A 25,144-nucleotide genomic window follows, 5' to 3' on the forward strand; every position below is an offset into this window, starting at 1 on the left:
TCTTATGCGACGCCTCACCGGTTCGTTCGGGGACAACGGCCCTGAGCCGCGCCAACAATGCGGACCAAAGTGCAATCCAAGGGGGGAACAATGGCAATTGGGTTTCATGACGGTGTAGAGGCCTTAAGGGAGTTAATAGCCTCGCATGGCATTAAAGGTGAGTGGGCGGACGACGGAAATGGACGCATTTCCTTCAGGTCGCAGCGCAATGGCGTGCTGAATTACTGGCCACACAAGGGAACAGTGCTGTGCCAAGGCAAGCCTGAACCCAAAGCCGAGCTAGAAACGGTCTTCTCGCCTACGGGCGTGGCTGCATCCGCTGCCGCAACCGTGAAGCCAAAGGACGGCAAGACCAAGATCTTTGTTGTCCACGGCCACGACACTACCGCGCTAGAACAACTTGAACTTGTCCTGAGGCGACTCGGGCTTGATCCCTACATCCTGCAAAACAATGATGGCGGCTCTAATACTATTATTGAAGCGCTGGAGCAGCAAATCTATGATGAAGCTGCGTTCGGCATCATCCTCATGACCCCTGATGATTTCGGCTACGCAAAAGCCAAAGGCGAGGACTCTAGTCAGCCCCGCGCTCGCCAAAACGTCATACTTGAGCTTGGGATGGTTCTTGCGTCGCTCGGGCGGAACCGAATGGCGATCCTCAAGAAAGGGGCGCTGGAAACTCCTAGCGATGTGGACGGCGTACTACGGTTGGAATTCAACGATCACGTCAAGGAGATCGCCGTCAAACTCGCTCGCCGAATGAAGACGGCTGGCATCGAGATTGACGATAGCCTCGTTGCAGGCTGCGGGGCCTGATGGGTATGTCGGGCCACACCGAACACGACTTCGAGACAGCCATTGAGGCCGGACTGATTGGCGCGGGCGGCTACGCCAACCGCGCGCCGACCGCCTATCACGAGTCGCTGGCGCTGTTCCCCGAGGATGTGACTGGCTTTCTGAAAGACAGTCAGCCGGCGAAGTGGGGCCAGCTTGAAGCCCTGCTCGGGGCCAAAACAGAAGCGACAGCGCTCGATAATCTCGCCAAGGAACTCGACATTAAGGGCACGCTGCACGTCCTCCGGCACGGGTTCAAATGCTATGGCAAGACCTTCCGATTGGCCTTTTTTCGCCCGAACTCAGCGATGAATCCTGAGGCAACCGCGTCCTATGCTGCGAACCGGTTGACCATCACGCGACAGGTGGCCTTCACCTCGGTGATGAAAAAGGCGGACGGCAAGAATCGGCGCTGTATCATCGACGTGACGCTCAGCCTCAATGGTCTGCCCGTGGCGACCGCCGAACTGAAAAACAATCTGGGGAGCAGTCCGCAACGCGCCTCTGACGCGATTAAGCAGTACATGGAGCATCGTGACGAACGCGATTTGCTCTTCGCCTTCAAGAAACGCGCGCTTGTGCATTTCGCTGTGGATCCCGATGAGGTGTGGATGACCACCCGGCTCAAGGGCAAGGAGACGGTGTTCCTGCCGTTCAACCGGGGCACCAATCACGGCGCTGGCAATCCGCCCGTCAAAGGCAACTGGAAGACTCATTACCTCTGGGACGAGGTGCTCCAGGCAGATAGCCTGATCGACATCCTGCAGCGCTTCATGCACCTGGAAGTGAAGGAGCGGCAGGTCAAGACCGACAAGGGCGTGCGCACCATCCGCAGGGAAACGATGGTCTTCCCGCGCTACCACCAGCTTGATGCGGTGCGTAGGCTCGTCGCCCATGCACGCGAGAATGGCTCCGGGCGCAACTATCTCGTCCAGCACTCGGCGGGATCAGGCAAGTCCAACTCCATCGCATGGCTGGCCCACCGGCTGGCGAGCCTGCACGACGCCAATAACCAGAAGGTGTTTCATTCGGTGGTGGTCGTCACCGACAGGCGCGTGCTCGATCAGCAATTGCAGAACACCATCTACCAATTCGAGCATAAGACCGGCGTGGTCGAGAAGATCGACGAGGACACTCAACAGCTGGTTCGCGCCTTGTCACAGGGCACGCCGATCGTCATCACCACGATCCAGAAGTTCCCTTTCATCGCGCAGGCGCTATCCACGCTGGAGGGCAAGGGTACGGGGATGAAGATCGACACGGCAGGCAAACGCTTCGCCGTGATCGTGGACGAGGCGCATTCCTCGCAAAGCGGCGAGACCGCTTCCGCGCTCAAGGGGATGCTCAACAAGGATGGCATCGAAGCCGCGATTGCCGCGCAGATGTCGGACGAAGAGGACGACGATCTTTCCGAAGAGGCCAAGGCGGCAATGCTGCGCGATGCGCTGAAACGTGCGCGGCAGCCGAACCTCAGCTTCTTTGCGTTCACTGCCACACCGAAATTCAAGACCAAGACGCTGTTTGACGAGCCGGGACCATCCGGTACGTCGCCGTTCCACGAGTACACCATGCGGCAAGCCATCGAAGAAGGCTTCATCATGGATGTGCTCTTGAACTACACGACCTACAAGCGCTTCTTCGGCCTTATCAAGCAGGTGGAGAACGACCCCGAGGTCCCACGCAAGAAAGCCGCGAAGGCGCTGACGCGGTATCTGGAGCTTCACCCGGTCAATATCAATCAGGTCGTCTCCGTCATCGTGGAGCACTTCCGTCTCTACGTCTTGCACGAGCTTGGCGGGCGGGCCAAAGCGATGGTCGTCACCGGCTCGCGTCTTGCTGCCGTTAAATACAAGCTGGCGTTCGACCGCTACATCAAGGATCACGGATATACAGGCATCCGCTCGCTGGTCGCCTTCTCCGGCACAGTGGAAGACCCGGAAGACCCAGGCTCATCCTATACCGAAGTTTCGATGAATGATGGGCTGGCCGAAAGTGAACTGCCCGAAGCCTTCGAGCGCGACGATTATCGCGTGCTTCTGGTCGCCGAGAAGTACCAAACGGGCTTCGACCAGCCGCTTTTGCAGACGATGTATGTGGTGAAGCGCCTCGCCGGGGTGCAGGCGGTGCAGACATTATCTCGCCTCAACCGCATGGCTCCGGGCAAGGCGCGCACCTTCGTGCTCGACTTCGCCAACGAGGAAGACGACATCCACAAGGCGTTCAAGCCCTACTACGAGGCGACGCCCATCGGCGAGAATGCCGATCCGCACCGCCTGTCGGAATTGCAGCACAAGCTCTTGGGATGGGCGATCTTCTCACCCGACGACGTCAATGCCTTTGCTGAGGTGTGGTATCGGGGCAAGCGCGATCATTCCGCAACCGACCATCGGCTAATGAACGCGGTGCTCGATGCGGTGGTGCAACGGTTCCTTGAGAAAGAAGAGCCGGAGCAGGACGAGTTTCGTGGTCAGTTGACCGCGTACCGGAACCTTTACGCCTTCCTCTCCCAGATCATCCCTTATCAGGATAGCGAGCTTGAAAAGCTCTACGCTTTTGTTCGCAACCTGATCGCCAAGCTCCCACCACCCGGCGATGGCCACGCCTTTGCGCTGGACGATGAGGTGGCGCTTCGCTTCTTCCGACTCCAGCAGATGACGGAAGGTTCAATCGATCTAGGTTACGGCGAAGCCGCCCCGCTCAAGGGGCCGACGGACGTTGGCACTGGAAGTTTCGCGGAAGAGGGCGTCGCACTTTCCACATTGGTGGCGAAGCTAAACGAGCGCTTCGGCACCAATTTTACCGAAGCCGATCAATTCTTCTTCGATCAGATACGTGCGAGCGCCGAAGAAGACGACAAGATCGTTGAAGCGGCCAAGGTCAACAACCTTGCCAACTTCTCATCCTATCTGGAACGGATGCTCGACGAACTGTTCATCGACCGCATGGAGGGCAACGAGGAAATTTTCTCGCGGGTGATGACCGATAAGGAGTTCCGCTCGGCTGCCCATGAACATCTTGCGCTGGAAATCTTCCGGCGCGTCCGTGATAGGCAAACAGCGGAGTGACGCAGGCGCGATTGCATTTTGAGCAGTGGCGCACCCGACAGGATTCGAACCTGTGACCTCTGCCTTCGGAGGGCAGCGCTCTATCCAGCTGAGCTACGGGTGCTTTCAGGATCGGCGATCCGGAAAACGAACCAGCCGGTAAACCGGCCAGCCCCGGCTTCTTAGCGGAAGCCGGGCCGCGCTTCAACGGGCAATCGCGGACGGACTCACGTTGCCGTAGCGGCCCCTGGGATAGATACCTGTCCCGTCCGGCGGCCGCGGCTGCTCATGCGGTCACGGTAAGCACCGCCTTGCCGCTGATGCTTCGCCGCCGCAGCGCGTCGAGGGCCTGGCCGACGTCCCGCCACGGCACGGTCAGGACCACGCGCGTTTCGAGCCGGCCGGCTGCGATCAGCGCGAGCAGCGAGGCGATGTCGGCGCCGACCTCCGGACCAGAAGCGTAGTAGGCGAAGGTCTGCAGCCGCGCGCCTTCATGACCCGGAACGAACTGGCGGAAGCCGATGGGCGTGAGTTCGCCGCTGCTCGAGCCGAACATGACGACGGTCCCGCCAGGCGCCACCCGTTCGATCGCGTGGGCGAGGCTATCGCCGCCGACCGACTCGGTAATCAGCGAGAACAGCCCTTCGGCGAGCTCGATCGTTTCGACGACCCGCTCGGCTCCGAGGCCGCGGAGATCGTCGGCATGCCGTTCAGCGGCGACCGCCACCACCGACGCGCCCTGCTGGCGGGCGATCTGGACCTGGAAACGGCCGACCGCGCCGCTTGCGCCGGTAATCAGGACCCGCTGGCCGGCCAGGTCTCCGCCGAGGCGCAGGGTCCGCAGCGCGGTCGTGCCCGCGACCGGAACGGTGGCGGCGGCGACGAAGCTGACATCGTCCGGCAGGACGGCGAGATGGTCTGTTGGAACGGCGACATTTTCGGCAAACCCGGCCTCGTCGACCAAAGCCGCAACCCGGGCGCCGACGGCTGGCCCGGAGCCGTCGGCCGCAGCACGCTCGACGACCCCGGCGACGTCCTGGCCAGGCACCCAGCCGTTCGGGCGGATGTTGAGCAGGCGCAGTTCGCCGCGGTTCAGCGAGACTGCCCGGACTGAGACCAGCGCCTCGTTTGGGGCGGGCTCGGGCTCGCCAAGCTCGGCGAGCCTCAACCCGGTGGCGCTGTCGAGAGAGGTGATTAGGGCGAGCATGGGATTGTACCTTCTTGCTGCGTGGCGGACGCACGGCCGCCGGCTTTGTGCGCCGGACTTGCCGGTTCGACATTCAGAACGGGCAGGGCACTGACCACCTGAAGGCCGCCTGCCGGCTCCTGGGTTACTCATCCGGCGGCCTAATCTATCGACTTTCCTGTTGGGGTAATCTAGATATTGTGGCAGTTGATCGCTAAAATCAGTCAATATGAGACAGCCTCTCCGCTACCCCTGGCCGAATTTCGATCCGGATGACGTCCTTGCGCCGGCAATCGCCGTGCGCGTTGACGTTACCGAAACCAGGGCGGAGGTACCGGACCATCGTCACCGCAAAGGGCAACTTGTCTTCGCGCTGGGAGGTGGCGTCACATGTCGCGTCCCCAGCGGCCTGTGGATGGTGCCGCCTCATTGCGGGGTGTGGATTCCGGGTGGCATGGAGCACAGCAATGTCGCGACCGCCAATGCCCGGATTTTTTTCGTCTATATCGAGCCGGGAGCTGCCGAACTGCCGGCCCGGTGCTGCACGCTGTCGATCTCGCCGTTGCTGCGCGAGCTGATCATCGAGCTGGCGGATCGCGGTGAGGATGGTGACGCCAGGAGCGAACTCTTGACCAGGGTACTGCTCGCCGAACTGCCGCGCATGCCTGTCCAGCAGCTGCATTTGCCGATCTCGTCCGAGCCGCGCTTGAGGCGCATTGCCGCGGCGCTGGCGGACGATCCTGCCGATCGCAGCACCCTGGCGGAATGGGCCAATCGCGTCGCGCTCAGCGAGAGCAGTCTCGCACGTCTCGTGGTCATGGAAACAGGGCTGACCTTCGGGCGTTGGCGCCAGCAATTGCACCTGATCGTCGCAATGCGGGAGCTGGCCTCCGGCGCCAGCGTGCAGCAGGTTTCGGCCGATCTCGGCTATGAATCGGTCACCGCCTTCATCACCATGTTCAAGAAAGCGCTTGGCAAGCCGCCAGCAAAGTATCTCAGCAGTGTCGCGCAAAACGGCGGCTCTGCGTTTGTCGCTTGATGAGCGCCCTGATCCGCCGCCCGCCGGACGTCAGCCGTCACTGCTCCTCGGCGTACAGCAGCCGCGTCTTTGCCGCCGATGCCGTCGACAGGCTGCGCTGGATCAGCGCTTCGACGTGGTCGTTGCGCTGGCGCGCGCTGTCGGCGCCCATCACCACGATGATCAGCCTGCGCCCGTCCGCATCATAGGAGGTAACGATGTTGAAGCCGGAAGCCCGGATGTAGCCGGTCTTGATGCCGTCGACGCCGCGCACCCGGCCGAGCATGTCGTTGTGGCCGCGCACCAGCCTGCCGCGAAACATGAAGTCGCTTTCGGAGAAATAGTGGAAATGCTGCGGGAAGCGGGCGTGCAGCGCCATGCCGAGCACCGCCATGTCGCGCGCGCTCGTGTGCTGGTCGCCGTCCGGCAGGCCCGAGGCGTTGCGGAATACCGTGCTGCTCATGCCGATCTGGCGCGCCTTGGCGGTCATCATGCCGGCGAACGCCTCTTCGCTGCCGCCGAGATATTCGGCAACGGCGACCGCCACGTCATTGGCCGATTTGACGACGATGGCGCGGATCGCCGAATCGACGTCGATGGTCTCGCCGCGCCTGAACCGCAGCTTGGTCGGCGGCTGCCGGGCGGCGTTGTCCGACACCGGAATTTGCGTCTCCTTGCTGATACGGCCCTGGTCCAGCGCCTCGAACAGAAGGTACAGCGTCATCATCTTGGTCAGCGACGCCGGATAACGCGGCGCCGTCGAATTGACCTCGAACAGCGTCTTGCCGGTGCCGGCATCGATGACCATCGCGGCATATTTCTGCGGCGGCGCCGGCACCGCCAGCACGCTGTCGGGCGGCGTCACCGTCGTACAGCCGGCAGCAAGCAGCAGCAGCGCCAGCATGGCGACGTAGTTGTGGATGAGCGAAAAGAACCGGAAGGCGGACAAGTCAGTTCCGAAGGCAGGCTGTTTCTGAGACGAGGCGAAGCTATCTTAACGCAAAGGCACAGTCCATTTGGTTAATATCGTCGCGCCCTGCAATGGTGCCCTGTCCACAGGCAGACGTGGCGGCTGTGCCAAGCCGTCCGATGCGAATTGCCGGCCGCCGCGCTTGCGCAAGGGGCGGCGAGTGGGCTTTGCTGGCGCCGGCAGAATCGGGCCGCCAGAATCGGGCTGGCAGAATCGGTAGGTGCGCACATGGATACGGTCACGATTACGGCAAAGGGGATTTCGGTATCGGTTGATCTTGCCGTCGGCCATCTCGCCGACATGGCGATCGAGATCGACGGCCGTCGGCTGAAGCCGCTGCATCGCGCACCCTGGGTCGAAGAGCCGCGCGAGACGCTGCCGAAAGATCTGCCTGAAGGGACGGTCCACCTGTCCGGCGATTTCCTCTGCGCGCCGTTCTCGACCAGCGACGTCGAAGCGGCACCTTTGCATGGCTGGCCGGCCAATAGTCGCTGGGACGTCGTCGACAGCGCAGCAACGGCCGATGGCTGGCGCGCCGTCTTCCGTCTGCAGCGTCCGGTCATGGGCGCGACCGTCGACAAGATCCTGACCTTGCGCGACGATCATCCGTTTCTCTATCAGGAGCACGTCTTTTCCGGCGGCGCCGGCGCCATTCCCGTCGCCCATCACCCAATGACGGGGATGAAGGCCGGCGGCAGGCTGGCCTTCTCGCCGAAGCGCCTTGCCGCGACGCCGAGCGAGGCGCCGGAGCCCGATCCGGCCCGCGGCCGCTCTTTGCTCGCCTACCCGGCACGGAGCGCCGACCTGACGCGCTTTCCCGCCGCCGACGGCGGCATGATCGACCTGACCGCCTATCGCATGGACCAGCAGCGTGAGGACTTTGTCACGCTGGTCGAGGCCGATCATGGCGGGCCGGGCTGGACCGCGCTGGCGCGCCAGGCGGAAGCCGATCTCGTGCTGGTGCTGAAGAACCCGGCCGAACTGCCGGTCACCATGCTGTGGGTCAGCAATGGCGGGCGCGATTATGCGCCATGGAGCGGCCGCCATCGCGGCGTGCTCGGCATCGAGGATGGCCGCACCGCTGTCGGCCACGCCGCATCGCTCGGCGACAACTGGCTGAAGCGCGAAGGCGTGGCGACCGCCTTTGCGCTTTCTGAAGGGCGCAGCTTTTCGTTCCGCCATGTCATCGGCGCACTGCCGTGGCCGTCCGGCGAGCCGCCGCGCGACGTCACGAGCTTACCGGGCCGCATGCGCATCCTGGCCGCCGACGGCGCCGTGCGCGACATTGGCTTCGACAGCGATTTCCTGCGGATCGGCAGGTAGGCCCCAGCTTGAGAGCTCGCCTCCCCACCTTCGTCATCCCAGGGCGGAGCAGGAGCGAAGCGACGTCGCGGAGACCCTGGGATCCATGCCGCGACCGTCGTCGAGGAATGCGGCGGAACAGAATTCTGCGCCGCTGAGGCGCCCTGATGTCACGGCATCGATCCCGGGGTCTGCGCTGCGTCGCTTCGCTCCTTGCTCCGCCCCAGGATGACGAAAGGGACGATCGTTTCGGGCAATCTCAAAGCTTTGCGATTTGCCGACGGACGGTCAAAATCCCTGAGCGAGGAAACTAATCTCGGGTTTGAAATTCCCGCGAATTGTCGCCAAGATCGAAAACACTCAGCCAGAAAGGCTCCAATGTCAGAGATAGCCCATATTGCTGCTGCCATCTTCAAGCGCGCCGGCAAGGCGCCGCGCTTCATCGTTGCCATTGCCGGTCCGCCCGGCGCCGGCAAATCGACATTGTCGGCAGGCTTGCACGACCTGCTGCCGGAAGGCACGGCGGAAGTCGTGCCGATGGATGGCTTCCATTACGATGATGTCGTGCTCGAGCGACGCGGCCTTCGCCAACGAAAAGGTGCCCCGGAAACCTTTGATTTTGCCGGCTTCGAAACGCTGCTCAAGCGCATCCGCGCCGGCGAGCCGGATATCGCGATCCCGGTCTTCGACCGCAGCATGGAGCTGTCGCGCGCCGCCGCTGCGATCATCGCCGCCGACACCAAATTCATCCTGGTCGAAGGCAATTATCTGCTGCTCGACGAAGAGCCATGGACGCGGCTGGCGCCGCTGTTCGACTTCTCGATCTTTGTCGATGTGCCGCGCGCCGACCTCGAGCGCCGACTGCTGGAGCGATGGCACGAGCACGGCCGGTCCGACGAGGACGCGCGCGCCTGGATTGCTTCCAACGACATGCCGAACATCGATCGCGTGCTTGCCCGTCGGCGGCCCGCCGACCTGGTGGTTGGTGAACAGGCCTGATCTGTAAGGACTGTTCGGCCGGAACCTTAACACTTTCAGGCCGTTATCCCGGACACGGCAATCGTGCCGCATGAGGGAACAGTTCGATGGAAACCATGGCAAGAAAGCCTGCGCCCGCCAAGGGCAGGGCAACACGATCAAAAGCAACGCGAGCGAAAACCAGCGCCGGCCCGGCAGTGGCGGCCCGCTCCAAGGACGCGGCAAAGCCCAGCTTTGGTAAGGCGGCGCCGAAGAAGGTGGTGCCTGCCGCGGCCAAAGCCGCTGCACCCAAGCCCAAAAAGCCGGCAAGCAGCAGAGGATCGATCGCAGGCAGCGCAATGCGCACCGTCAAAACGACGGCCAACGTCGCCGCCGGTGCCGTGCTTGCGACCGCCAAAGGTGCGGCCTCGCTTGCCGCTTCCGTAGTCGGCAAGGGCTCGAAACCCCGGACCAAGGCAAAATAGCCGGGCCAGTCTGGCTTTCGATCAGGCTCTGGCCGGAATGGTGAGGCCCCTCTGCACCGCCGGCCGGGCAAGGCCGCGCTCCAGCCATGCGCCGACGCTGGGGAAATCGTCGAAACCGACGAGTTCCCGTGCCTCATAAAAGCCGATCAGATTGCGCACCCATCCAAGCATCGAAATGTCGGCGATGGTGTAATCGTCGCCCATGATCCAGCTGCGACCCTTGAGCCTCGTTTCGAGGACGCCGATCAGCCGTCGCGACTCGTCGCGATAACGTTCCAGGGGGCGCTTGTCGGCGATTTCGCGCCCGGCGAATTTATGAAAGAAACCGACTTGGCCGAACATCGGCCCGATCGAAGCCATCTGGAAGAACACCCACTGGATCGTCTCGTAACGCAGCGTTGCGTCTGCCGGGACCAGCTTGCCGGTCTTGTCGCTGAGGTAGAGCAGGATGGCGCCGGATTCGAACAGGCCGATCGGTTTGCCGCCCGGGCCGTCCGGATCGATCATCGCCGGTATCTTGCCGTTCGGGTTCAAAGACAGGAATTCCGGTGTCCAACTTTCGTTCTTGCCGATGTCGACAGCATGCGGCTCGTACTGCAGGCCAAGTTCCTCCAGCGCGATCGATATCTTCACCCCGTTCGGCGTCGGAAACGAATAAAGCTGGATGCGGTCGGGATGGTTTGCCGGCCAGCGCGTGGCAATCGGAAACGCGGACAGATCGGTCATCGAAACTCCTGGTCGGGGGGCGCCCCGAACGGCGCGGTCACGGCGGGTCGCAGAGAGTTAGGCGCGACGCCTGGCGCGATCAATATGCGCATGGAAAGTTTCACCGGCCCCGACGAAACCCGGCAAGGGGTGCGGTTCAGGCGGCTTTGACCGCCAGCACCGCATTGGTGCCGCCGAAGGCGAAGCTGTTGCTGATCGCGGTGCGCACCGCGCGCTCGCGCGCCACGTTCGGCGTGATGTCGAGATCGCAGTCGGCGTCGGCTTCCCGATAGTTGGCGGTCGGCGGCACGATGCCGTCGCGGATCGCCATCACGCAGGCGATCATTTCCAGCGCGCCGGACGCGCCGAGACAGTGGGCGTGCATCGATTTGGTCGAGGAGATAGAAAGCTTGTAGGCATGGCCGCCGAAGACACGCTTGATCGCCGCCGTCTCGATCTGGTCGTTGGCCTTGGTGCCGGTGCCATGCGCGTTGAGATAGTCGACGTCTTCCGGATTGAGCCCGGCATCGACGAGGCAGAAGCGCATCGCCGCCTCCGGCCCTTCGATGGTCGGCGCAACGATGTCGGAGGCGTCGGCGGAAAGGCCGACGCCGGCGATTTCGGCAAGGATGGCGGCGCCGCGCGCCATGGCATGCTCATAGGTTTCCAGCACCACCATGCCCGCACCCTCGCCGAGCACAAGGCCTTGGCGATCGGCCGAAAACGGCCGGCAGGTGTCCGGCGACAATACCCGCAGGGCCTCCCAGCCCTTGAGGATGCCCCAGACCAGCGGCGCATCGGTGCCGCCGGCGACCATGACGTCGGCACGGCCGAGCCTGATCTGGTCGACCGCCGAGGCAATGGCGTGGTTGGATGACGAACAGGCAGAGGTGATGCCGAATACCGGCCCGCGCAGACCAAGATTCATGCTGACGTGGCCGGCGGCCGCGCCCGGCATTACTTTCGGCACGGTGAAGATGCCGGCGCGGTTCTTGCCTTCGAGCAGGATGGCGCGATAGCTCTCTTCGATTGCCTCCCAGCCGCAGACGCCGACGCCGACGATGGTGCCCATCCGATAGGTGTTGGCCGCGTGCAGGTTCAATCCCGCCTGCTGTGCCGCCTCCCGCGCGGCGATCGTCGCCAGAAGGCTGAAGCGGTCCATCGACACGACCTGCTTGCGGTCGATGCCGTGATCGGGAAGCGTTTTGATTTCGCAGCCGACCCTGACCTTGAGGTCATACAGCTCGGAATTGACGATCGCACCGATTGCCGAACGGCCGGTGCGCATCTCGTTCCAGATTGCTGGTGCGTTGGTGCCGAGGCCGCATAATCCGCCGATGCCCGTGATGACGATGCGCTTGTGCATTCAGTCAGGCTTTTTTCGCGATCAGCGCGCGAACCGCCTCGACCATGTCGCCGACATTCTTCAGATTGCTCCAGGCATCGACCGTGTTCATCTCGATTTCGATGCCATACTCTTCCTCGAGATCGAAGATGATTTCCGTCAGTTCCAGCGAATGGATGCCAAGGGCGGTCAGTTCGGTACTGGTGGTGATTTCCTCGCCGCCCGGCTCGGCATGAGCCTTGATCTTGGCGATGATATCGTTTGCCAGCTGGTCAGCCATTCGGTTTCTTCCCCAACTCTGTCGTTTCCCGACGCCAACTGATCAGCGCCCCTTTTGTCCTCGATTACGTCGTCATCGTCGCCTTTTACCCCCGCCAGGCGCCGATGACCGTACCAAGGTGGCTCCCTCTATAGAAACCGAAACGCTGTCAAGCAACAAGCTATATATCGACAAAGCCGCCGCAGTGCTTAACGTTGGTGTCGTGGATACGATCGCATATAGCTTGAGCTCGGTGCCGCCGGCCCAGCGCGTTGCCGGCGTCGCGCGGCTTGGCTGCGACTGGAACGGAGGCCGCACGCGTCTTCGGCGCCTGTACCAGGACGGCTCGGCCAAGATCCGCATGCCGGCAGTCTCGGCCGATCCGCTCGAAGCTGTCCTGATCAACACTGCCGGTGGGCTGACCGGTGGCGACCGTCTCGCCTGGCAGGTCGATGTCGGTGCCGGCGCCTCAGCAACCATAACAACGCAGGCCTGCGAGAAAATCTACCGCGCCGCATCCGATCGCGCCGAAGTGCGGGTGCAACTGACCGTCGGCGAAGGCGGCCACATTGCCTGGCTGCCGCAGGAAACCATCGTCTTCGACCGCTCGGTCTTTGCCCGCACGCTTGACGTGGAGCTTGCCGCCGGAGCCGAGGCGCTGATCCTGGAGGCTACTGTCTTCGGCCGCCTGGCCATGGGCGAACGGGCAGCGCAAGGCTATTTCCACGACCGCTGGCGCGTTCGCCAGGACGGAGCGCTGGTCCATGCCGAGGAGTTCCGCATCGGGCCCGACATTGCGGCCACCTTGAACCGTACGGCTGTGGCCGGTGGCGGCATCGCCGTGGCGACGCTGCTGATGGTGTCGCCGCGGGCAGAGGCTTTGCTCGAGCCGGCCCGGGGCATGGTCGGCGGCCAGGCCGGCGTCAGTTTCTGGAGTGTGCGGAAATCTGGCAAGCTTCTTGCGAGGCTGTTCGCCGAGGACGGCTACCAGCTCCGCAAGCGGCTGGTGCCGCTTGTCGAATTGCTCAACGGGCGGGCGGGCCTGCCCAAATTATGGTCACTCTGATTTCGATTATGCCACTGCAGGAAAAAGCATGAATCTGACGCCGAGGGAGAAAGACAAGCTGCTGATCGCCATGGCGGCGATCGTGGCCCGCAAGCGGCTCGAACGCGGCGTCAAGCTCAACCACCCGGAAGCGATCGCGCTGATCACCGATTTCGTCGTCGAGGGTGCCCGCGACGGGCGCGCGGTCGCCGAGCTGATGGAGGCCGGCGCCCATGTCGTGACCCGGGCGCAGGTGATGGAAGGCATTGCCGAAATGATCCACGATGTGCAGGTCGAGGCGACGTTTCCCGACGGCACCAAGCTGGTGACCGTGCACGAACCGATCAGATAATCACCAAAGGCGAGGAGAGGAAAATGCTTGAGCTGCGTCCCAACTGCGAATGCTGCGACAAGGATCTGCCGCCCGATGCGACAGATGCGGTGATCTGCACCTTCGAATGCACCTTCTGCGCGGACTGCGCCCAAAACGTGCTCGGCGGCGCCTGTCCGAATTGTGGCGGCAACTTCTCGGCCCGCCCGATCCGTCCGGCAGCGATGCTGAAGAAATATCCGGCCTCGACCCAGCGCATTCTCAATGCAGAGGGCTGCGGCCCGGCCCGCAAGGCCGCGTGAGAGGCATGATGATCTCGAAGATGGAAGGTACGCCGATGATCCCCGCTACGATGAAACGCACAACGCTGTCGGCGGTCCTGCTGCTGGCGGCAGCTGGGCCAGCCTATGCCCATGTCGGCGACGGCACGGTTTCGTCCTTCACCGCCGGCTTCACCCACCCGCTCTCCGGCCTCGATCACATGCCGGTGATGATTGCCGTCGGCCTGTGGGCAGCACTCAAGGGCGACAAAGCGATCTGGGCATGGCCGCTGGCTTTCGTCGGCATCATGCTGGCCGGCGGCGCGCTCGGCATCCTGCATGTGCCGATGGCTTTCGTCGAGCCGGCCATATTGGCGTCCGTCGTGGTGCTCGGGCTGCTGGTTGCGCTCGCCGTCGACCTTCCGGTCTCGGCCGGCGTCGCCGTCATCGGCCTGTTCGCGTTGTTCCACGGCTATGCCCACGGCACCGAGGTGCCCGAAAATGCGGGTGGGCTCGGCTACATGGCGGGCTTTGCCGCCGCCACCGCGCTGCTCCACGCCGTCGGCATCACTGCCGGTTTCAACCTCGGCTGGCGCTTCCGCGGACTTGCCCGCGTCGCCGGGGCCGCCTGTGCCACGATTGGCGCCGGCCTTGCTTTCGGCGTCCTGTGAGGGCCGCAATGATCCCAGGTGAAATCATCACGGCAAGCGGCGAGATAGAGCTGAACAAGGGTCTGGCGACCGTCACCTTGAAGGTAGCCAACAGCGGCGATCGGCCGATCCAGGTCGGCAGCCATTATCATTTCTTCGAGACCAATGAAGGGCTGAGATTCGATCGCGACCAGGCCCGCGGCATGCGCCTCGACATCGCTGCCGGCACCGCCATGCGCTTCGAGCCGGGGCAGGAGCGTGACGTTACCCTGGTGCCGTTCGGCGGCAAGCGCGAGGTCTACGGATTTCAGCAGAAGATCATGGGCAAGCTGTGAGATCGAAGGCGTCGAGCAGTTTCGGCTCAGCCGGGCGGCTTGGCCGCCGCATAGATGACGACCTTTCCCGGATCGTCGAATTCCACCGCCAGAACGTCCTCGGTTTGCACTCTCCGCGAGTCGATGGCGTTGAACAGCAATGCGTTCGCCTCGATCTCCTTGCGCAGCTCGGCAATGTCGTCCCGATGTTGCCTGACCTTGTTTTCGATCGCCGGCGGCGGGCCGCCTTCGGTGCGCGCGGCGTCGGTAAGAAACACGATATCGACCTTGTCGAGCTTGGACGTCTTGCGCACGACAGCGATGTTTTCACGCGTGCGGTCGATCGCCGAGCTGACCTTGCCGGCTTCCGCATTTGTCTTGGTCTCTTCCTGGCCGACCTCCGAGCCGACGATCCGGTTGACGGTCTCGGCGCTATCGAGGCTCTGCGCGTTCAGCGCGGCGTGCGGAATGCTGGCTGCCAGAAACGCGGTCGCAGCAATCCCATGCAGCCATCTGGTGTCGGAGAAGGTGGTGATCGCCATCGCTCGTTCTCAGGCTCCTTTTCGAGGCTTGTGTCAGGGCGACAGGACCGAAACGTAACTTCCCCTGTGAAGGTTCCCTTTGCGATGCGGCGGGCTGACCGGGCGCCGGCCCGCCGCCTCGCCTCGTCAGCTGGCTTTCTTGGTGATCAGCGTCAGCGCGCCATTGGTGCTCATGCTGGCGGCGATCACCTGCGCCGAGGTGAGTCCTTTCGCTTCGAGCGCGGACTTGACCTCCGGTGTCGCGTCGATCGAGCCGCGCAGCTTCTGCAAATCGGCATCGCTGCGCTTAGCGATCACCTCGTTGACCTTGGCTTGAGTATCCGCCGGCAGATCCTTGATATCGACGACATTGATCGCCTGAATGGTGGGCGCCTGCGGCTGCGCCCCGGGCGCGGCAGGAGCAGGAGCGGCCGGCGCCGGACTGGGCTGCTGCGCAGGCTGTTGCTGGGCGCTGGCGGCGGTTGCGAGCACCAGCGTGGCGGCGGCTGCCAGAAGGGTCGTTTTGCGCATGGATGTTCCTTTCCATCGATTGGCAAATGGTCGTTTTGGGGTGGCCCGCCCACCTCAACCGCCAAATGGGATCGGAAAGTGTCGCTCAGCGGGTCATTGCGTGACCATAGGATGGCGGCAATGTGGGTCCCGGCTTCGACAAGCGGTATTTTCGGGCTGTATTTCGGGAGCAATTGCTGATGGCTAAAATCACCCGCGCCGCCTATGCGCAGATGTACGGCCCGACAGTTGGCGACAAGGTCCGGCTCGCCGACACCGAACTGTTCATCGAGGTCGAAAAGGATCTCACCCTTTACGGTGAGGAGGTGAAATTCGGCGGCGGCAAGGTCATCCGCGATGGCATGGGCCAGAGCCAGGTTTCGCGCGCGCAAGGCGCGGTCGACACCGTCATCACCAATGCGCTGGTCGTCGATGCCACCGCCGGTATCGTCAAGGCAGATATCGGCCTCAGGGACGGCCGTATCGCCGCGATCGGCAAGGCCGGCAATCCGGATACTCAAGGCGGCGTCACCATCATCATCGGCCCCGGCACCGAGATCATCGCCGGCGAGGGCAAGATCCTGACCGCCGGCGGCTTCGACGCGCATATCCACTTCATCTGCCCGCAGCAGATCGAGGAAGCGCTGATGTCGGGCATCACCACCATGCTCGGCGGCGGCACCGGCCCGGCGCACGGTACGCTGGCCACCACCTGCACGCCTGGCCCGTGGCATCTGGCACACATGATCCAGTCTTTCGATGCCTTCCCGATGAATATCGGCCTGTCGGGCAAGGGCAACGCGTCGCTGCCTGCCGCGCTCGAAGAGATGGTGCTCGCCGGCGCCTGCTCGCTGAAGCTGCATGAGGACTGGGGCACGACACCGGCTGCAATCGACTGCTGCCTGTCGGTCGCCGACGATTACGACGTGCAGGTCATGATCCACACCGACACGCTGAACGAGTCCGGCTTCGTCGAAAACACGGTGGCGGCGATCAAGGGCCGCACCATCCATGCCTTCCACACCGAAGGCGCCGGCGGCGGCCACGCACCTGATATCATCAAGGTCTGCGGCCTGCCCAACGTCATTCCGTCCTCGACCAATCCGACCCGCCCCTACACGGTCAACACGCTGGCCGAACACCTCGACATGCTGATGGTCTGTCACCATCTGTCGCCGTCGATCCCCGAAGATATCGCCTTTGCCGAAAGCCGCATCCGCAAGGAAACCATCGCCGCCGAAGACATTCTGCACGACATCGGCGCCTTCTCGATCATCTCGTCGGACAGCCAGGCCATGGGCCGCGTCGGCGAAGTCGCGATCCGCACCTGGCAGACCGCCGACAAGATGAAGCGCCAGCGCGGTTCGCTGCCGCAGGAGACCGGCGACAACGACAATTTCCGCGTCCGCCGCTACATCGCCAAATACACCATCAATCCGGCCATCGCGCATGGCCTGTCGAAGGACATTGGCTCGGTGGCGGTGGGAAAACGCGCCGATCTCGTGCTGTGGAATCCGGCGTTCTTCGGCGTCAAGCCGGACATGGTGCTGATCGGCGGCATGATCGCCGCCGCCCCGATGGGCGATCCCAACGCCTCGATCCCGACGCCGCAGCCGATGCACTATCGGCCGATGTTCGGCGCCTATGGCAAGGCGATGACCAATTCGTCGGTGACATTCGTTTCGAAAGCCGCGCTCGACGCCGGCCTGCGCGGCAGGCTCGGCGTCGACAAGCAGATGGTGGCGGTCGAGAATACCCGCGGCGGCATCGGCAAGCATTCGATGGTGCTCAACGACGCCACGCCGCATGTCGAGGTCGACCCCGAAACCTACGAGGTCCGCGCCGACGGCGAGTTGCTCACCTGCGAGCCTGCCACCGTGCTGCCGATGGCGCAACGCTACTTCCTGTTCTGAACCATAGGCGTTAGAACGACCGATGTAGAACATGCCGCGCCAGGCCTATGGACCAGCAATTCCCTTACGCCCACGACATTTTCCCGCATATCCGCATTGTCCTGGGCATGGTGATCGGCCTTGGCGTCACACGGCTGCTGTCGGGGCTCGCCCGCATCGTCCAGCATCCCGGCCAGTACCGGCTCTATCCCGTGCACCTCGCCTGGGTTGCGTCGGTGCTTCTGATGCTGGTGCATTTCTGGTGGTGGGAGTTCGGCCTGTTCCAGATCGAGAATTGGACCTTCGGCAAATACCTGTTCATCATCTTCTACGCCGTCACGCTGTTCCTGCTCTGCGCGCTGCTGTTCCCGGATTCGATGCTGGACTACACCAGCTATGAGGATTTCTTTTATTCGCGCCGGGCCTGGTTCTTCGGCCTGCTGGCGGCGACCTATCTGCTCGACGTGATCGACACGCTGCTGAAAGGGCCGGAGCATTTCGCCCATTTCGGCATCGAATATCTGATCCGCACGCCGGTTTTCGTCGCGCTTTGCGTCATTGCGATCCTGCTGCGCGACCGCCGCTTTCACATCGCCTTTGTCGCCGGCGCGCTCGTCTATCAGATATCGTTCATCCTGCGGCTCTTCGACACGATCGTCTGAGCCCCATTGGGGCGGCGGACCGGATAGTCTAGGCTTTTTGCGAAAGGCAGTCTTACATGAAGCTCGATATTCGCACCGACTTCACCAAATTCCCGCGCGCCGTCTCCGTCCTGGCCGCAGGCGAAGCCGGAACCACTACGCCATATGACAGCGCAGTGCTTGCTCATGACGAGCGGCATCTGCGCCGTCGCGCCATCGAAACGGCCCGTAGCGACAAGGTGCTGGTCGACCTGCCCGAACCGGTGACGTTGAACCATGGTGACCGGCTGGTGCTGGAGGATGGCCGCCAAATCGAGATCATCGCGGCCGCGGAGCCGCTCTACGACATCAGGGCCAGCGATCCTGTCCATCTGGCCGAGCTTGCCTGGCACATCGGCAACCGCCATCTCGCCGCCGCAATCGAAGCTGGGCGCATCCTCATCCTGCGCGACCATGTCATCAAGGCGATGCTGGAGGGATTGGGCGCCATTGTGAGCGACGTCTCCGAGCCGTTCAAGCCGGTGCGCGGCGCTTATTCCGGCCATGGCGGGCACGGCCATGCTCATGCCGAGGCGCATACGCACAGCCACGCCGAAGCGCATTCTCATAGCCATAGCGAATCGCATTCCCACAGCCATTCGCACGACCATGACCATGACTGACCAGCCTTCCAACATTGCATTGTTGCGGCTGATGGCGTGGCTGTCGCCTTCCTTCCCGGTCGGCGGCTTTTCCTACAGCCATGGCTTGGAACAAGCCGTGCATGCCGGGCTGGTTGCCGACAGCAAAGACCTTGCAGCGTGGCTGGAAACGCTGGTCGAGATGGGTTCCGGCTGGAACGATGCGGTGCTGTTTGCCGAAAGCTGGCGCCGGGCGCGCGAAGCCGGCGATCTGGTCGAGGTCGCTGCGCTCGCCGAGGCCCTAGCCGGCTCGCGCGAGCGTCATGCCGAAACCATGCTGCAGGGCGCCGCCTTCCTGAAGGCGGCCTCGGCCTGGCCGTGCCAGGTGCTGGACCGCCTGCCGGCCGAATGTGCCTATTGCGTCGCCGTCGGTGCCGTCGCCGGCGGCCACGGATTTATGCTGCGGGATGCGCTGGCCGGCTTCCTGCAGGCCTTCTTTTCCAACCTCGTCCAGGCCGCGATCCGGCTTGGTGTCGTTGGCCAGACCGGAGCGACCGCGCTGCTCGCCGGCTTCGAGCCGCTGGCCTTGGCGACTGCAGCCCGCGCTGCCGACTCGACCCTCGACGATCTCGGCGGCTGCGCTTTTATCTCAGACATCACGGCGATGAAGCACGAGACCCAGTATTCGCGGCTGTTCCGCTCATGATCGTCCTCGCTTTCGCCCTCTCGCTGGTCCTGCTGCTGATCACCGCGCTGCATGTCTATTGGGCTATTGGCGGCATCTGGCCGGGCATGGATGCTGCCTCCTGCGCCCGCGCCGTCATCGGCTTTCATGGCGTCGATGAAATGCCGGCACCCTTCGCCAGCTTCGCCGTTGCCGCCTGCCTCGGCCTGGCGACACTGTGGCCGATGGCGCTCGAGGGCATCTTTGCCACGCCCTTTCCCAAGGCCGGGCTTGCCGCCACGTCGCTGCTCATCGCGCTGGTTTTCCTGGCGCGCGGCATTGCCGGCTTCACGCCGTGGTGGCGCCGGCTGACGCCCGAGCAACCTTTCGCGCGGCTCGATCTGCGTTATTATTCGCCGCTGTGCCTGCTGATCGGCCTCGGCTTCGCCATCCTTGCCTTCACGGAGTTCCCCGCATGATATCCCCGAACGGCCCTCTTCGCATCGGCATCGGCGGTCCGGTCGGCTCCGGCAAGACGACGCTCACCGAAAAGCTCTGCAAGGCGCTGCGCGACGAGTTCTCGATCGCCGTCGTCACCAACGACATCTACACCAAGGAGGACGCCATGATGCTGGCGCGCCTCCAGGCGCTGCCCGAAGATCGCATCATCGGCGTCGAGACCGGCGGCTGCCCGCACACCGCCATCCGCGAGGACGCCTCGATCAATCTGCAGGCGATTGCCGAAATGACCAAAAAATTCCCGGATCTCGACATCATCTTCATCGAATCGGGCGGCGACAACCTCGCCGCCACCTTCTCGCCGGACCTTGCCGACCTGACGCTCTATGTCATCTCGGTTTGCCAGGGCGAGGAGATTCCGCGCAAGGGCGGACCGGCGATCACCCGGTCCGATTTCCTGGTCATCAACAAGAGCGACCTTGCGCCCTATGTGAACGTCAATCTCGATGTCATGGAACGCGACGCTGCCCGCATGCGCGGCAAACGGCCGTTCGGCTTCACCGACCTGTCGCGCGGCAAGGGGCTGCAGGAGGTCATCGATTTTATCGTCGAGCATGGCGGCCTAAGGGTCGGCGCCGCCGCCAGTACGGCAGCATAGCAATCGCGTTCGCCTGCACCAAACGAAACCGGTTGCGCGTCTTCCCGCCGCGCGGCATCCTCGCCTCTTTCACGGAGGTCTACGATGAGCATCACGCGCCTGCAGAAGGAAGTGCTGACCAACCTGCCGTTCTATGAAGAACGTGTCGATCTCGCTTGCGCCTTCCGCTGGACGGCGCGGCTCAACATGCACGAGGCGGTGGCCAATCATTTCTCGCTGGCGGTCAACGACGATGGCTCGCAATTCCTGATGAATCCCAATCAGGTGCATTTCTCGCGCATCAAAGCGAGCGACCTGCTGCTGATCGACGCCAACGATCCCGACACGCTCTCCGGCCCGAATGCACCTGACCCGACGGCCTGGGGCCTGCATGGCGCCATCCATCGCAATGTGCGTCATGCACGCTGCGTCATGCATGTCCACTCGATCCACGCCACGGTGCTTGCCTCGCTCGCCGACTCGACGTTGCCGCCGGTCGACCAGAACTCAGCGATCTTCTTCAACCGCCATGTCGTCGACGGGCATTACGGCGGGCTGGCCTTCGAGGAAGAAGGCGAGCGCTGCTCGCAGCTTCTTGTCGACCCGAAGGTCAAGGTCATGGTGATGGGCAACCATGGCGTGCTGGTCATCGGCGACAGCGTTGCCGACACCTTCAACCGCATGTTCTATTTCGAGCGCGCCGCCGAAACCTACATCAAGGCGCTGTGGACCGGCCGGCCGCTGCGGGTATTGTCGGACGAGATCGCCGAGAAAGCGGCAAGGGAACAGGAAGATTATCCGGGCCAGGCCGAACGCCACCTCTCCGAACTGAAGGCGATCCTCGACGAGCAGGAGCCTGTCTACCGGTACTGAGCTGCGCCCTTCTCCCCGTCGCTATACGGGGAGAAGGTGCCGGCAGGCGGATGAGGGGCAGCGCAAGCGCCCGAAAGCCTGCGACGAACTCAAAACTCGGCCTGCCAGTGATCTCAATGCGCCCGGAAAGGGGCGTTAATTGTCAAGCTCGGCGCCGCCCCTCATCGCCCTGCCGGGCACTTCTCCCCGTACAATGACGGGGAGAAGGACGCTGTCATCGCTGGTTTCGCCAATCATCGGCGTTGCAGGAAGTCTAGCTTGAGGCGGCCTTTTCAGCCAAGCTTAAAGTCCCAGATGGGCTCGCAATTCGTCGGCGCTGTTGATGACAATCGCGCCCGGCGGCCCTTCCATCGGCGCCTCCGGCCAGAAGACCGTCTTCATTCCCGCCGCCAGCCCCGCCGTGGCGCCGGTCATGCTGTCGTCGACCGCTACGGCCTCGGCGGGATCGACGCCGGCCAGCCAGGCGGCGCGCAGGAATGGCTCGGGATGCGGCTTGCCTTCGCGCACGTCGTTGCGGCTGATGGTCTTCATTCCGGGGTAGAAAAGGCCGACCGCGCGCAGATTGGCGTCGACGATCAGCCGGTCGGAATTGGACACCACCGCCTGCTCCACGCCAAGCGCGCGCAGCTCGTTGAAAATCTCGATCGCGCCGCTGCGTGGCGTCAGCGTTTGCGCCATCGGCAGATAGTGATCGTATTTGCGTACGATCCAGTCGTCGAAAGGCAGGTCGAGGCCGAACTCGTCGCGCAGCATCTCGTAGACCGGCCATGCGGCGATGCCGAGCACGCGCTCATGCAGGTCGGTTGGCGGGGCGATGCCAACGCTGTGCAGCGCCGCAACCAGCGCCGCCTCGTGCAGCGGCTCGCTGTCGACCAGCGTGCCGTCCATATCCCAGAAAACCGCTTTCGGCGTCATGCGAGGCTCCATTCTCCAGAATCCCTTAAAGCGTTTAGCTCGGGAGATAAACCGCCGCGTCCCCGCTAATGCATGTCGCGCAAAAGTGTGCAGCGGTTTTGTGATAACGACATGCATAAAAAAGAATCTAAAGCGCGTCGCATGAGGCCGATCGAACACGTCGCGCTTTGGAACCGAGATTGGTGCGACCTCGACAGCCTTGCTGTTGCGACGAGACTAGGTCGACCCCGTCACTTCGTTCGAGCCACCAAGTCCGGACCTTAAGCAATTGCTCGTACAATAGGCAATTGCGCACGACCTCATTCCCTGCGAAACTATGGTGCTCCGCCTCTTATGCTCGGCGGGCTGGGAGGCAGGACCTTGAATTCGCGGCAGGATAGCGGCGGCAACAGGCTGGACGACGCGGCGCGCGCCGGCTGGCTCTATTACGTTGCCGGCAACACCCAGGACCAGATCGCCGCCACGCTTGGCATCTCCCGGCAGACGGCGCAGCGGCTGGTGTCGCTTGCAGTCTCCGAAGGGTTGATCAAGGTGCGCGTCGACCATCCGATCGCCAATTGCCTCGACCTTGCGGCACGGCTGAAATCGCGCTTTGCGCTTGATCTGGTCGAGGTGGTGCCGAGCGACCCTTCTTCGTCCTCCACCGTCATCGGGGTCGCGGAGGCGGCGGCGGCGGAGATCGAACGGCGGCTGCGGTCGCCCACACCGATCGTCATGGCGATCGGCACCGGCCGCACGCTGAAGGCCGCGATCGAGCAGCTGCCGCCGATGGAATGCCCGCAGCACAAGGTGGTGTCGCTGACCGGCAATATCTCGCCAGACGGTTCGGCGGCCTTCTACAACGTCATCTTCACCATGGCCGACAGGGTCAAGGCGCGCTCGTTTCCGATGCCTTTGCCGGTCATCGCTTCCTCGCCCGAAGAGCGCGAGATGCTGCTCAGCCAGCCGATGATCCAGCCGACGCTGGCGCTTGCGGCCGAGGCCGACGTCACCTTTGTCGGCATCGGCGATCTTGGCCCGAAGGCGCCGCTTTACGAGGACGGCTTCATTTCGGAGGGTGAATTGAAGGCGCTGCAGAAGGCCGGCGGCGTCGCCGAGATCGTCGGCTGGGTATTCGATCGTGACGGCCGCATGATCGAGGGCATCACCAACGACCGGGTCTCGTCGGCACCGCTGCCGTCGCGCGAAAAGTCGCTGGTGATCGCGCTTGCCATGGGCGACCGCAAGCTGCCGGGCATCTTCGCCGCCGTCAACCGGCGGCTGGTCAACGGCCTCATCACCGATGAGCGGACCGCCGCCGCCTTGCTGGCCGGCGCATGATCTCAGAGCCGCTGGCGGTCGGAAACGATCAGGTGAAATCGAAACGCAGCTGAACCCTCGATAAAACGAGCGACATTATTGGTGCCGGCCACAAGGATCGTTGCCGTCGAGGAGGCCCATGTCGCGCTGGAGATGCGGCGGCAGTTCCCGGACGTCGAGATAGGCCCGTTTCCGCGCCGCGTGCCTTGCCAATCCCCGCGCCAGCCGTGAAAACCAGCCATGGGCTGGAGCAAGAAGCAGCTTTTCCTGTAATGTGGTCATGATCGTCAGCCTTCGCTATCTCTAGGCGTAATTGATCTTCAACACGGAATATCGGTAGGACCGGCCGGTGCCGCCAATCAAACGTCGATCATTGCCCATAAGGAGGGCTTATGCCGGAGCTCAATTCACGACAGCTGGTTTCGCAGCTTCCTCCGCTTCAGGCGATCCGGGTGTTCGAGGCGGTGGCGCGGCATCTCTCGTTCACCAAGGCCGCCCAGGAGCTTGGCATGACGCAGGCGGCGGCAAGCTATCAGATCAAGCTTTTGGAGGAGCGCATCGGCGCACCCTTGTTCCTGCGCCAGCCAAAACAGATCGTGCTGACCGAACCTGGCCAACGCCTGGCGCCCGCGGTCAGCGAAGCGTTCGCGCTGTTGAGCGGCGCCTATGCCGCCGCGCGCACCGGCGCCGATGGCGTGCTTTGCGTTTCGACGCTGCTGACCTTTGCCTCCAATTGGCTGGCGCAGCATCTCGGCTCGTTCCAGGTCGCGCATCCGTCGCTGGCGGTGCGCGTCGATACTTCGAACAGGGTTGTCGACTTTGCCAGAGAGGATATCGACATCGCCATCCGCTCCGGCGGCGGCAACTGGCCGGGCGTCGAGACCCATATGCTTTTCAGGGCCGATTTCACGCCGGTTCTCAGCCCAAAACTCGCGGCCAGCATCGGCGGCGTCAACGAACCGGCCGACCTGCTGCGGCTGCCGATCCTCGACCCGGGCGACATCTGGTGGCGGGACTGGTTTGCCGCCGCCGGCCTGCCGGTCGCGGAATTGGCCAAACGCACCGGCACCAGCATGGGCGCGCAAGCCTACGAGGCCAATGCCGCGATTGCTGGCCATGGCGTGGCGATCGTCACCAAGGCGCTGTTCAAGACCGAACTTGCCGACGGCCGCCTGATCCAGCCCTTCGATCTGGTTGGTGACGACGGCCATGCCTATTGGCTGGTCTATCCGACGGCGCGGCGCAACGTGCCGAAGATCCGCGCCTTTCGTGATTGGATCCTGAGCGAGATCGCTTGCCAATAGGCCGAATCCAGGCCACCCGGACAGCAAAGCTCCGGCTTTTGGCGGCGCGATGGGCCCGATCCAACCCTTCTCCACATATACCGCGAGTGTCCCAGGCTTGCCGC

Annotated in this window: 30 protein-coding genes and 1 tRNA gene; 20 read left to right on the plus strand and 11 right to left on the minus strand. The window is 63.3% G+C overall.

All coding sequences use genetic code 11. The annotated features are described in order from the left end of the window. Positions 1–90 precede the first annotated feature (90 nt). On the plus strand, positions 91–816 hold the full coding sequence (locus NKH63_RS16790) for a TIR domain-containing protein (protein WP_352918173.1): 726 nt from the start codon (positions 91–93) through the stop codon (positions 814–816). Between the two features lie 5 nt (positions 817–821). Next, on the plus strand, positions 822–3,899 hold the full coding sequence (locus NKH63_RS16795) for a type I restriction endonuclease subunit R (RefSeq protein ID WP_352918175.1): 3,078 nt from the start codon (positions 822–824) through the stop codon (positions 3,897–3,899). 26 nt (positions 3,900–3,925) lie between these two features. Here NKH63_RS16795 and NKH63_RS16800 read toward each other — a convergent pair. Both NKH63_RS16800 and NKH63_RS16805 read right to left on the minus strand, forming a co-directional pair. Next, positions 3,926–4,002 (minus strand) — tRNA-Arg (locus NKH63_RS16800). 162 nt (positions 4,003–4,164) lie between these two features. Continuing rightward, positions 4,165–5,085, minus strand: a complete 921-nt coding sequence (locus NKH63_RS16805; RefSeq protein WP_352918177.1) for a zinc-binding dehydrogenase — start codon at positions 5,083–5,085, stop codon at positions 4,165–4,167. Between the two features lie 208 nt (positions 5,086–5,293). Here NKH63_RS16805 and NKH63_RS16810 point away from each other — a divergent pair, with 208 nt between their 5' ends. Continuing rightward, on the plus strand, positions 5,294–6,103 hold the full coding sequence (locus NKH63_RS16810; RefSeq protein WP_352918179.1) for an AraC family transcriptional regulator: 810 nt from the start codon (positions 5,294–5,296) through the stop codon (positions 6,101–6,103). A 37-nt stretch (positions 6,104–6,140) separates the two neighbouring features. Here NKH63_RS16810 and NKH63_RS16815 read toward each other — a convergent pair whose 3' ends face one another. After that, positions 6,141–7,031, minus strand: a complete 891-nt coding sequence (locus NKH63_RS16815) for a D-alanyl-D-alanine carboxypeptidase family protein (RefSeq protein WP_502896337.1) — start codon at positions 7,029–7,031, stop codon at positions 6,141–6,143. 249 nt (positions 7,032–7,280) lie between these two features. Here NKH63_RS16815 and NKH63_RS16820 point away from each other — a divergent pair, with 249 nt between their 5' ends. Both NKH63_RS16820 and NKH63_RS16825 read left to right on the plus strand, forming a co-directional pair. After that, positions 7,281–8,375 carry a hypothetical protein gene (locus NKH63_RS16820; protein ID WP_352918181.1) on the plus strand — a complete coding sequence of 365 codons (1,095 nt, stop codon included), beginning with the start codon at positions 7,281–7,283 and terminating at the stop codon, positions 8,373–8,375. 357 nt (positions 8,376–8,732) lie between these two features. Next, positions 8,733–9,353, plus strand: a complete 621-nt coding sequence (locus NKH63_RS16825) for a nucleoside triphosphate hydrolase (RefSeq protein ID WP_352495059.1) — start codon at positions 8,733–8,735, stop codon at positions 9,351–9,353. A gap of 43 nt (positions 9,354–9,396) precedes the next feature. On the opposite strand, the gene NKH63_RS16830 is transcribed toward NKH63_RS16825, so the two are convergent. Then, a complete protein-coding gene (locus NKH63_RS16830; protein ID WP_352481497.1) occupies positions 9,397–9,678 on the minus strand; it encodes a hypothetical protein in 282 nt (93 codons plus the stop codon). Between NKH63_RS16830 and NKH63_RS16835 the strand changes: the two genes are divergently transcribed. Then, positions 9,671–9,796: a hypothetical protein gene (locus NKH63_RS16835; protein ID WP_352481498.1), complete on the plus strand. Its 126-nt coding sequence runs from the start codon at positions 9,671–9,673 to the stop codon at positions 9,794–9,796. The two genes, NKH63_RS16830 and NKH63_RS16835, sit on opposite strands and share 8 nt — an antisense overlap. 21 nt (positions 9,797–9,817) lie before the next feature. Here NKH63_RS16835 and NKH63_RS16840 read toward each other — a convergent pair whose 3' ends face one another. The 3 genes from NKH63_RS16840 to NKH63_RS16850 all read right to left on the minus strand — a co-directional run bounded on the left by NKH63_RS16840 (position 9,818) and on the right by NKH63_RS16850 (position 12,126). Next, positions 9,818–10,522 carry a glutathione S-transferase family protein gene (locus NKH63_RS16840; protein WP_352548054.1) on the minus strand — a complete coding sequence of 235 codons (705 nt, stop codon included), beginning with the start codon at positions 10,520–10,522 and terminating at the stop codon, positions 9,818–9,820. A gap of 136 nt (positions 10,523–10,658) precedes the next feature. After that, a complete protein-coding gene (locus NKH63_RS16845) occupies positions 10,659–11,867 on the minus strand; it encodes a beta-ketoacyl-[acyl-carrier-protein] synthase family protein (RefSeq protein ID WP_352495057.1) in 1,209 nt (402 codons plus the stop codon). A 4-nt stretch (positions 11,868–11,871) separates the two neighbouring features. After that, complete coding sequence (locus tag NKH63_RS16850; RefSeq protein WP_023677013.1) at positions 11,872–12,126, minus strand: acyl carrier protein; 255 nt, start codon at positions 12,124–12,126, stop codon at positions 11,872–11,874. A gap of 202 nt (positions 12,127–12,328) precedes the next feature. Between NKH63_RS16850 and NKH63_RS16855 the strand changes: the two genes are divergently transcribed. The 5 genes from NKH63_RS16855 to NKH63_RS16875 are packed head-to-tail and all read left to right on the plus strand — an operon-like array spanning position 12,329 to position 14,726. Next, positions 12,329–13,171, plus strand: a complete 843-nt coding sequence (locus NKH63_RS16855; protein WP_502896338.1) for an urease accessory protein UreD — start codon at positions 12,329–12,331, stop codon at positions 13,169–13,171. 28 nt (positions 13,172–13,199) lie between these two features. Continuing rightward, positions 13,200–13,502 (plus strand): urease subunit gamma, encoded by a 303-nt coding sequence (locus tag NKH63_RS16860; protein ID WP_023677011.1) that lies wholly within the window; start codon positions 13,200–13,202, stop codon positions 13,500–13,502. A gap of 23 nt (positions 13,503–13,525) precedes the next feature. After that, positions 13,526–13,783 carry a DUF1272 domain-containing protein gene (locus tag NKH63_RS16865; RefSeq protein WP_352918182.1) on the plus strand — a complete coding sequence of 86 codons (258 nt, stop codon included), beginning with the start codon at positions 13,526–13,528 and terminating at the stop codon, positions 13,781–13,783. A gap of 35 nt (positions 13,784–13,818) precedes the next feature. Beyond that, positions 13,819–14,412 carry a HupE/UreJ family protein gene (locus NKH63_RS16870; RefSeq protein WP_352918240.1) on the plus strand — a complete coding sequence of 198 codons (594 nt, stop codon included), beginning with the start codon at positions 13,819–13,821 and terminating at the stop codon, positions 14,410–14,412. Between the two features lie 8 nt (positions 14,413–14,420). Beyond that, positions 14,421–14,726 (plus strand): urease subunit beta, encoded by a 306-nt coding sequence (locus NKH63_RS16875; RefSeq protein ID WP_023722545.1) that lies wholly within the window; start codon positions 14,421–14,423, stop codon positions 14,724–14,726. Between the two features lie 26 nt (positions 14,727–14,752). On the opposite strand, the gene NKH63_RS16880 is transcribed toward NKH63_RS16875, so the two are convergent. Together NKH63_RS16880 and NKH63_RS16885 are read right to left on the minus strand one after the other, a co-directional pair. Then, positions 14,753–15,247 carry a hypothetical protein gene (locus tag NKH63_RS16880; RefSeq protein ID WP_023722544.1) on the minus strand — a complete coding sequence of 165 codons (495 nt, stop codon included), beginning with the start codon at positions 15,245–15,247 and terminating at the stop codon, positions 14,753–14,755. A gap of 126 nt (positions 15,248–15,373) precedes the next feature. Then, positions 15,374–15,757 carry a hypothetical protein gene (locus tag NKH63_RS16885; protein ID WP_023722543.1) on the minus strand — a complete coding sequence of 128 codons (384 nt, stop codon included), beginning with the start codon at positions 15,755–15,757 and terminating at the stop codon, positions 15,374–15,376. Positions 15,758–15,936: 179 nt separating this feature from the next. Between NKH63_RS16885 and ureC the strand changes: the two genes are divergently transcribed. From ureC to NKH63_RS16920, 7 genes are all read left to right on the plus strand, one after another. After that, on the plus strand, positions 15,937–17,649 hold the full coding sequence (ureC, locus tag NKH63_RS16890) for an urease subunit alpha (RefSeq protein ID WP_502896339.1): 1,713 nt from the start codon (positions 15,937–15,939) through the stop codon (positions 17,647–17,649). A gap of 47 nt (positions 17,650–17,696) precedes the next feature. Beyond that, positions 17,697–18,290: a hypothetical protein gene (locus NKH63_RS16895; protein WP_352918184.1), complete on the plus strand. Its 594-nt coding sequence runs from the start codon at positions 17,697–17,699 to the stop codon at positions 18,288–18,290. Between the two features lie 56 nt (positions 18,291–18,346). After that, positions 18,347–18,931: an urease accessory protein UreE gene (gene ureE / locus NKH63_RS16900; RefSeq protein WP_352481503.1), complete on the plus strand. Its 585-nt coding sequence runs from the start codon at positions 18,347–18,349 to the stop codon at positions 18,929–18,931. After that, positions 18,924–19,595 (plus strand): urease accessory protein UreF, encoded by a 672-nt coding sequence (locus NKH63_RS16905; protein WP_352481504.1) that lies wholly within the window; start codon positions 18,924–18,926, stop codon positions 19,593–19,595. The genes ureE and NKH63_RS16905 overlap by 8 nt, the downstream gene beginning before the upstream one ends. Continuing rightward, the gene (locus NKH63_RS16910) at positions 19,592–20,032 is read left to right on the plus strand and encodes a DUF3995 domain-containing protein (protein ID WP_352481505.1); all 441 of its coding nucleotides are present in this window, start codon (positions 19,592–19,594) and stop codon (positions 20,030–20,032) included. Before NKH63_RS16905 ends, NKH63_RS16910 begins: the two co-directional genes overlap by 4 nt. Beyond that, complete coding sequence (ureG, locus tag NKH63_RS16915; RefSeq protein WP_352481506.1) at positions 20,029–20,670, plus strand: urease accessory protein UreG; 642 nt, start codon at positions 20,029–20,031, stop codon at positions 20,668–20,670. The genes NKH63_RS16910 and ureG overlap by 4 nt, the downstream gene beginning before the upstream one ends. Positions 20,671–20,754: 84 nt before the next feature. Continuing rightward, a complete protein-coding gene (locus tag NKH63_RS16920) occupies positions 20,755–21,522 on the plus strand; it encodes a class II aldolase and adducin N-terminal domain-containing protein (protein ID WP_352918186.1) in 768 nt (255 codons plus the stop codon). A gap of 282 nt (positions 21,523–21,804) precedes the next feature. On the opposite strand, the gene NKH63_RS16925 is transcribed toward NKH63_RS16920, so the two are convergent. Further along, complete coding sequence (locus tag NKH63_RS16925; protein WP_352481508.1) at positions 21,805–22,437, minus strand: HAD family hydrolase; 633 nt, start codon at positions 22,435–22,437, stop codon at positions 21,805–21,807. Between the two features lie 360 nt (positions 22,438–22,797). On the opposite strand from NKH63_RS16925, the gene NKH63_RS16930 reads away from it, so the two are divergent. Beyond that, positions 22,798–23,757 (plus strand): sugar-binding transcriptional regulator, encoded by a 960-nt coding sequence (locus NKH63_RS16930; protein WP_023722533.1) that lies wholly within the window; start codon positions 22,798–22,800, stop codon positions 23,755–23,757. A 75-nt stretch (positions 23,758–23,832) separates the two neighbouring features. Here the strand turns inward: NKH63_RS16930 and NKH63_RS16935 are convergent, their stop codons facing one another. Further along, entirely contained in the window at positions 23,833–24,018 is a 186-nt protein-coding gene (locus NKH63_RS16935; protein ID WP_352918188.1) for a hypothetical protein, read from the minus strand. A 110-nt stretch (positions 24,019–24,128) separates the two neighbouring features. On the opposite strand from NKH63_RS16935, the gene gcvA reads away from it, so the two are divergent. Next, positions 24,129–25,040 carry a transcriptional regulator GcvA gene (gene gcvA, locus NKH63_RS16940; RefSeq protein ID WP_352859128.1) on the plus strand — a complete coding sequence of 304 codons (912 nt, stop codon included), beginning with the start codon at positions 24,129–24,131 and terminating at the stop codon, positions 25,038–25,040. Positions 25,041–25,144: the final 104 nt, after the last annotated feature.

Origin of the sequence: Mesorhizobium sp. M0960 (assembly GCF_040319055.1) — a bacterium.
In the GTDB taxonomy this organism is placed as follows: domain Bacteria; phylum Pseudomonadota; class Alphaproteobacteria; order Rhizobiales; family Rhizobiaceae; genus Mesorhizobium.

Excerpts from the sequence above, each read along its gene's own strand:
- NKH63_RS16790 (WP_352918173.1), top strand. The coding sequence starts at position 91 with ATGGCAATTGGGTTTCATGACGGTGTAGAGGCCTTAAGGGAGTTAATA.
- NKH63_RS16795 (WP_352918175.1), top strand. The coding sequence starts at position 822 with ATGTCGGGCCACACCGAACACGACTTCGAGACAGCCATTGAGGCCGGA.
- NKH63_RS16805 (WP_352918177.1), bottom strand. The coding sequence starts at position 5,085 with ATGCTCGCCCTAATCACCTCTCTCGACAGCGCCACCGGGTTGAGGCTC.
- NKH63_RS16810 (WP_352918179.1), top strand. The coding sequence starts at position 5,294 with ATGAGACAGCCTCTCCGCTACCCCTGGCCGAATTTCGATCCGGATGAC.
- NKH63_RS16820 (WP_352918181.1), top strand. The coding sequence starts at position 7,281 with ATGGATACGGTCACGATTACGGCAAAGGGGATTTCGGTATCGGTTGAT.
- NKH63_RS16825 (WP_352495059.1), top strand. The coding sequence starts at position 8,733 with ATGTCAGAGATAGCCCATATTGCTGCTGCCATCTTCAAGCGCGCCGGC.
- NKH63_RS16835 (WP_352481498.1), top strand. The coding sequence starts at position 9,671 with ATGCGCACCGTCAAAACGACGGCCAACGTCGCCGCCGGTGCCGTGCTT.
- NKH63_RS16840 (WP_352548054.1), bottom strand. The coding sequence starts at position 10,522 with ATGACCGATCTGTCCGCGTTTCCGATTGCCACGCGCTGGCCGGCAAAC.
- NKH63_RS16845 (WP_352495057.1), bottom strand. The coding sequence starts at position 11,867 with ATGCACAAGCGCATCGTCATCACGGGCATCGGCGGATTATGCGGCCTC.
- NKH63_RS16850 (WP_023677013.1), bottom strand. The coding sequence starts at position 12,126 with ATGGCTGACCAGCTGGCAAACGATATCATCGCCAAGATCAAGGCTCAT.
- NKH63_RS16860 (WP_023677011.1), top strand. The coding sequence starts at position 13,200 with ATGAATCTGACGCCGAGGGAGAAAGACAAGCTGCTGATCGCCATGGCG.
- NKH63_RS16865 (WP_352918182.1), top strand. The coding sequence starts at position 13,526 with ATGCTTGAGCTGCGTCCCAACTGCGAATGCTGCGACAAGGATCTGCCG.
- NKH63_RS16870 (WP_352918240.1), top strand. The coding sequence starts at position 13,819 with ATGATCCCCGCTACGATGAAACGCACAACGCTGTCGGCGGTCCTGCTG.
- NKH63_RS16875 (WP_023722545.1), top strand. The coding sequence starts at position 14,421 with ATGATCCCAGGTGAAATCATCACGGCAAGCGGCGAGATAGAGCTGAAC.
- NKH63_RS16880 (WP_023722544.1), bottom strand. The coding sequence starts at position 15,247 with ATGGCGATCACCACCTTCTCCGACACCAGATGGCTGCATGGGATTGCT.
- NKH63_RS16885 (WP_023722543.1), bottom strand. The coding sequence starts at position 15,757 with ATGCGCAAAACGACCCTTCTGGCAGCCGCCGCCACGCTGGTGCTCGCA.
- ureC (WP_502896339.1), top strand. The coding sequence starts at position 15,937 with ATGGCTAAAATCACCCGCGCCGCCTATGCGCAGATGTACGGCCCGACA.
- NKH63_RS16895 (WP_352918184.1), top strand. The coding sequence starts at position 17,697 with ATGGACCAGCAATTCCCTTACGCCCACGACATTTTCCCGCATATCCGC.
- ureE (WP_352481503.1), top strand. The coding sequence starts at position 18,347 with ATGAAGCTCGATATTCGCACCGACTTCACCAAATTCCCGCGCGCCGTC.
- NKH63_RS16905 (WP_352481504.1), top strand. The coding sequence starts at position 18,924 with ATGACTGACCAGCCTTCCAACATTGCATTGTTGCGGCTGATGGCGTGG.
- NKH63_RS16910 (WP_352481505.1), top strand. The coding sequence starts at position 19,592 with ATGATCGTCCTCGCTTTCGCCCTCTCGCTGGTCCTGCTGCTGATCACC.
- ureG (WP_352481506.1), top strand. The coding sequence starts at position 20,029 with ATGATATCCCCGAACGGCCCTCTTCGCATCGGCATCGGCGGTCCGGTC.
- NKH63_RS16920 (WP_352918186.1), top strand. The coding sequence starts at position 20,755 with ATGAGCATCACGCGCCTGCAGAAGGAAGTGCTGACCAACCTGCCGTTC.
- NKH63_RS16925 (WP_352481508.1), bottom strand. The coding sequence starts at position 22,437 with ATGACGCCGAAAGCGGTTTTCTGGGATATGGACGGCACGCTGGTCGAC.
- NKH63_RS16935 (WP_352918188.1), bottom strand. The coding sequence starts at position 24,018 with ATGACCACATTACAGGAAAAGCTGCTTCTTGCTCCAGCCCATGGCTGG.
- gcvA (WP_352859128.1), top strand. The coding sequence starts at position 24,129 with ATGCCGGAGCTCAATTCACGACAGCTGGTTTCGCAGCTTCCTCCGCTT.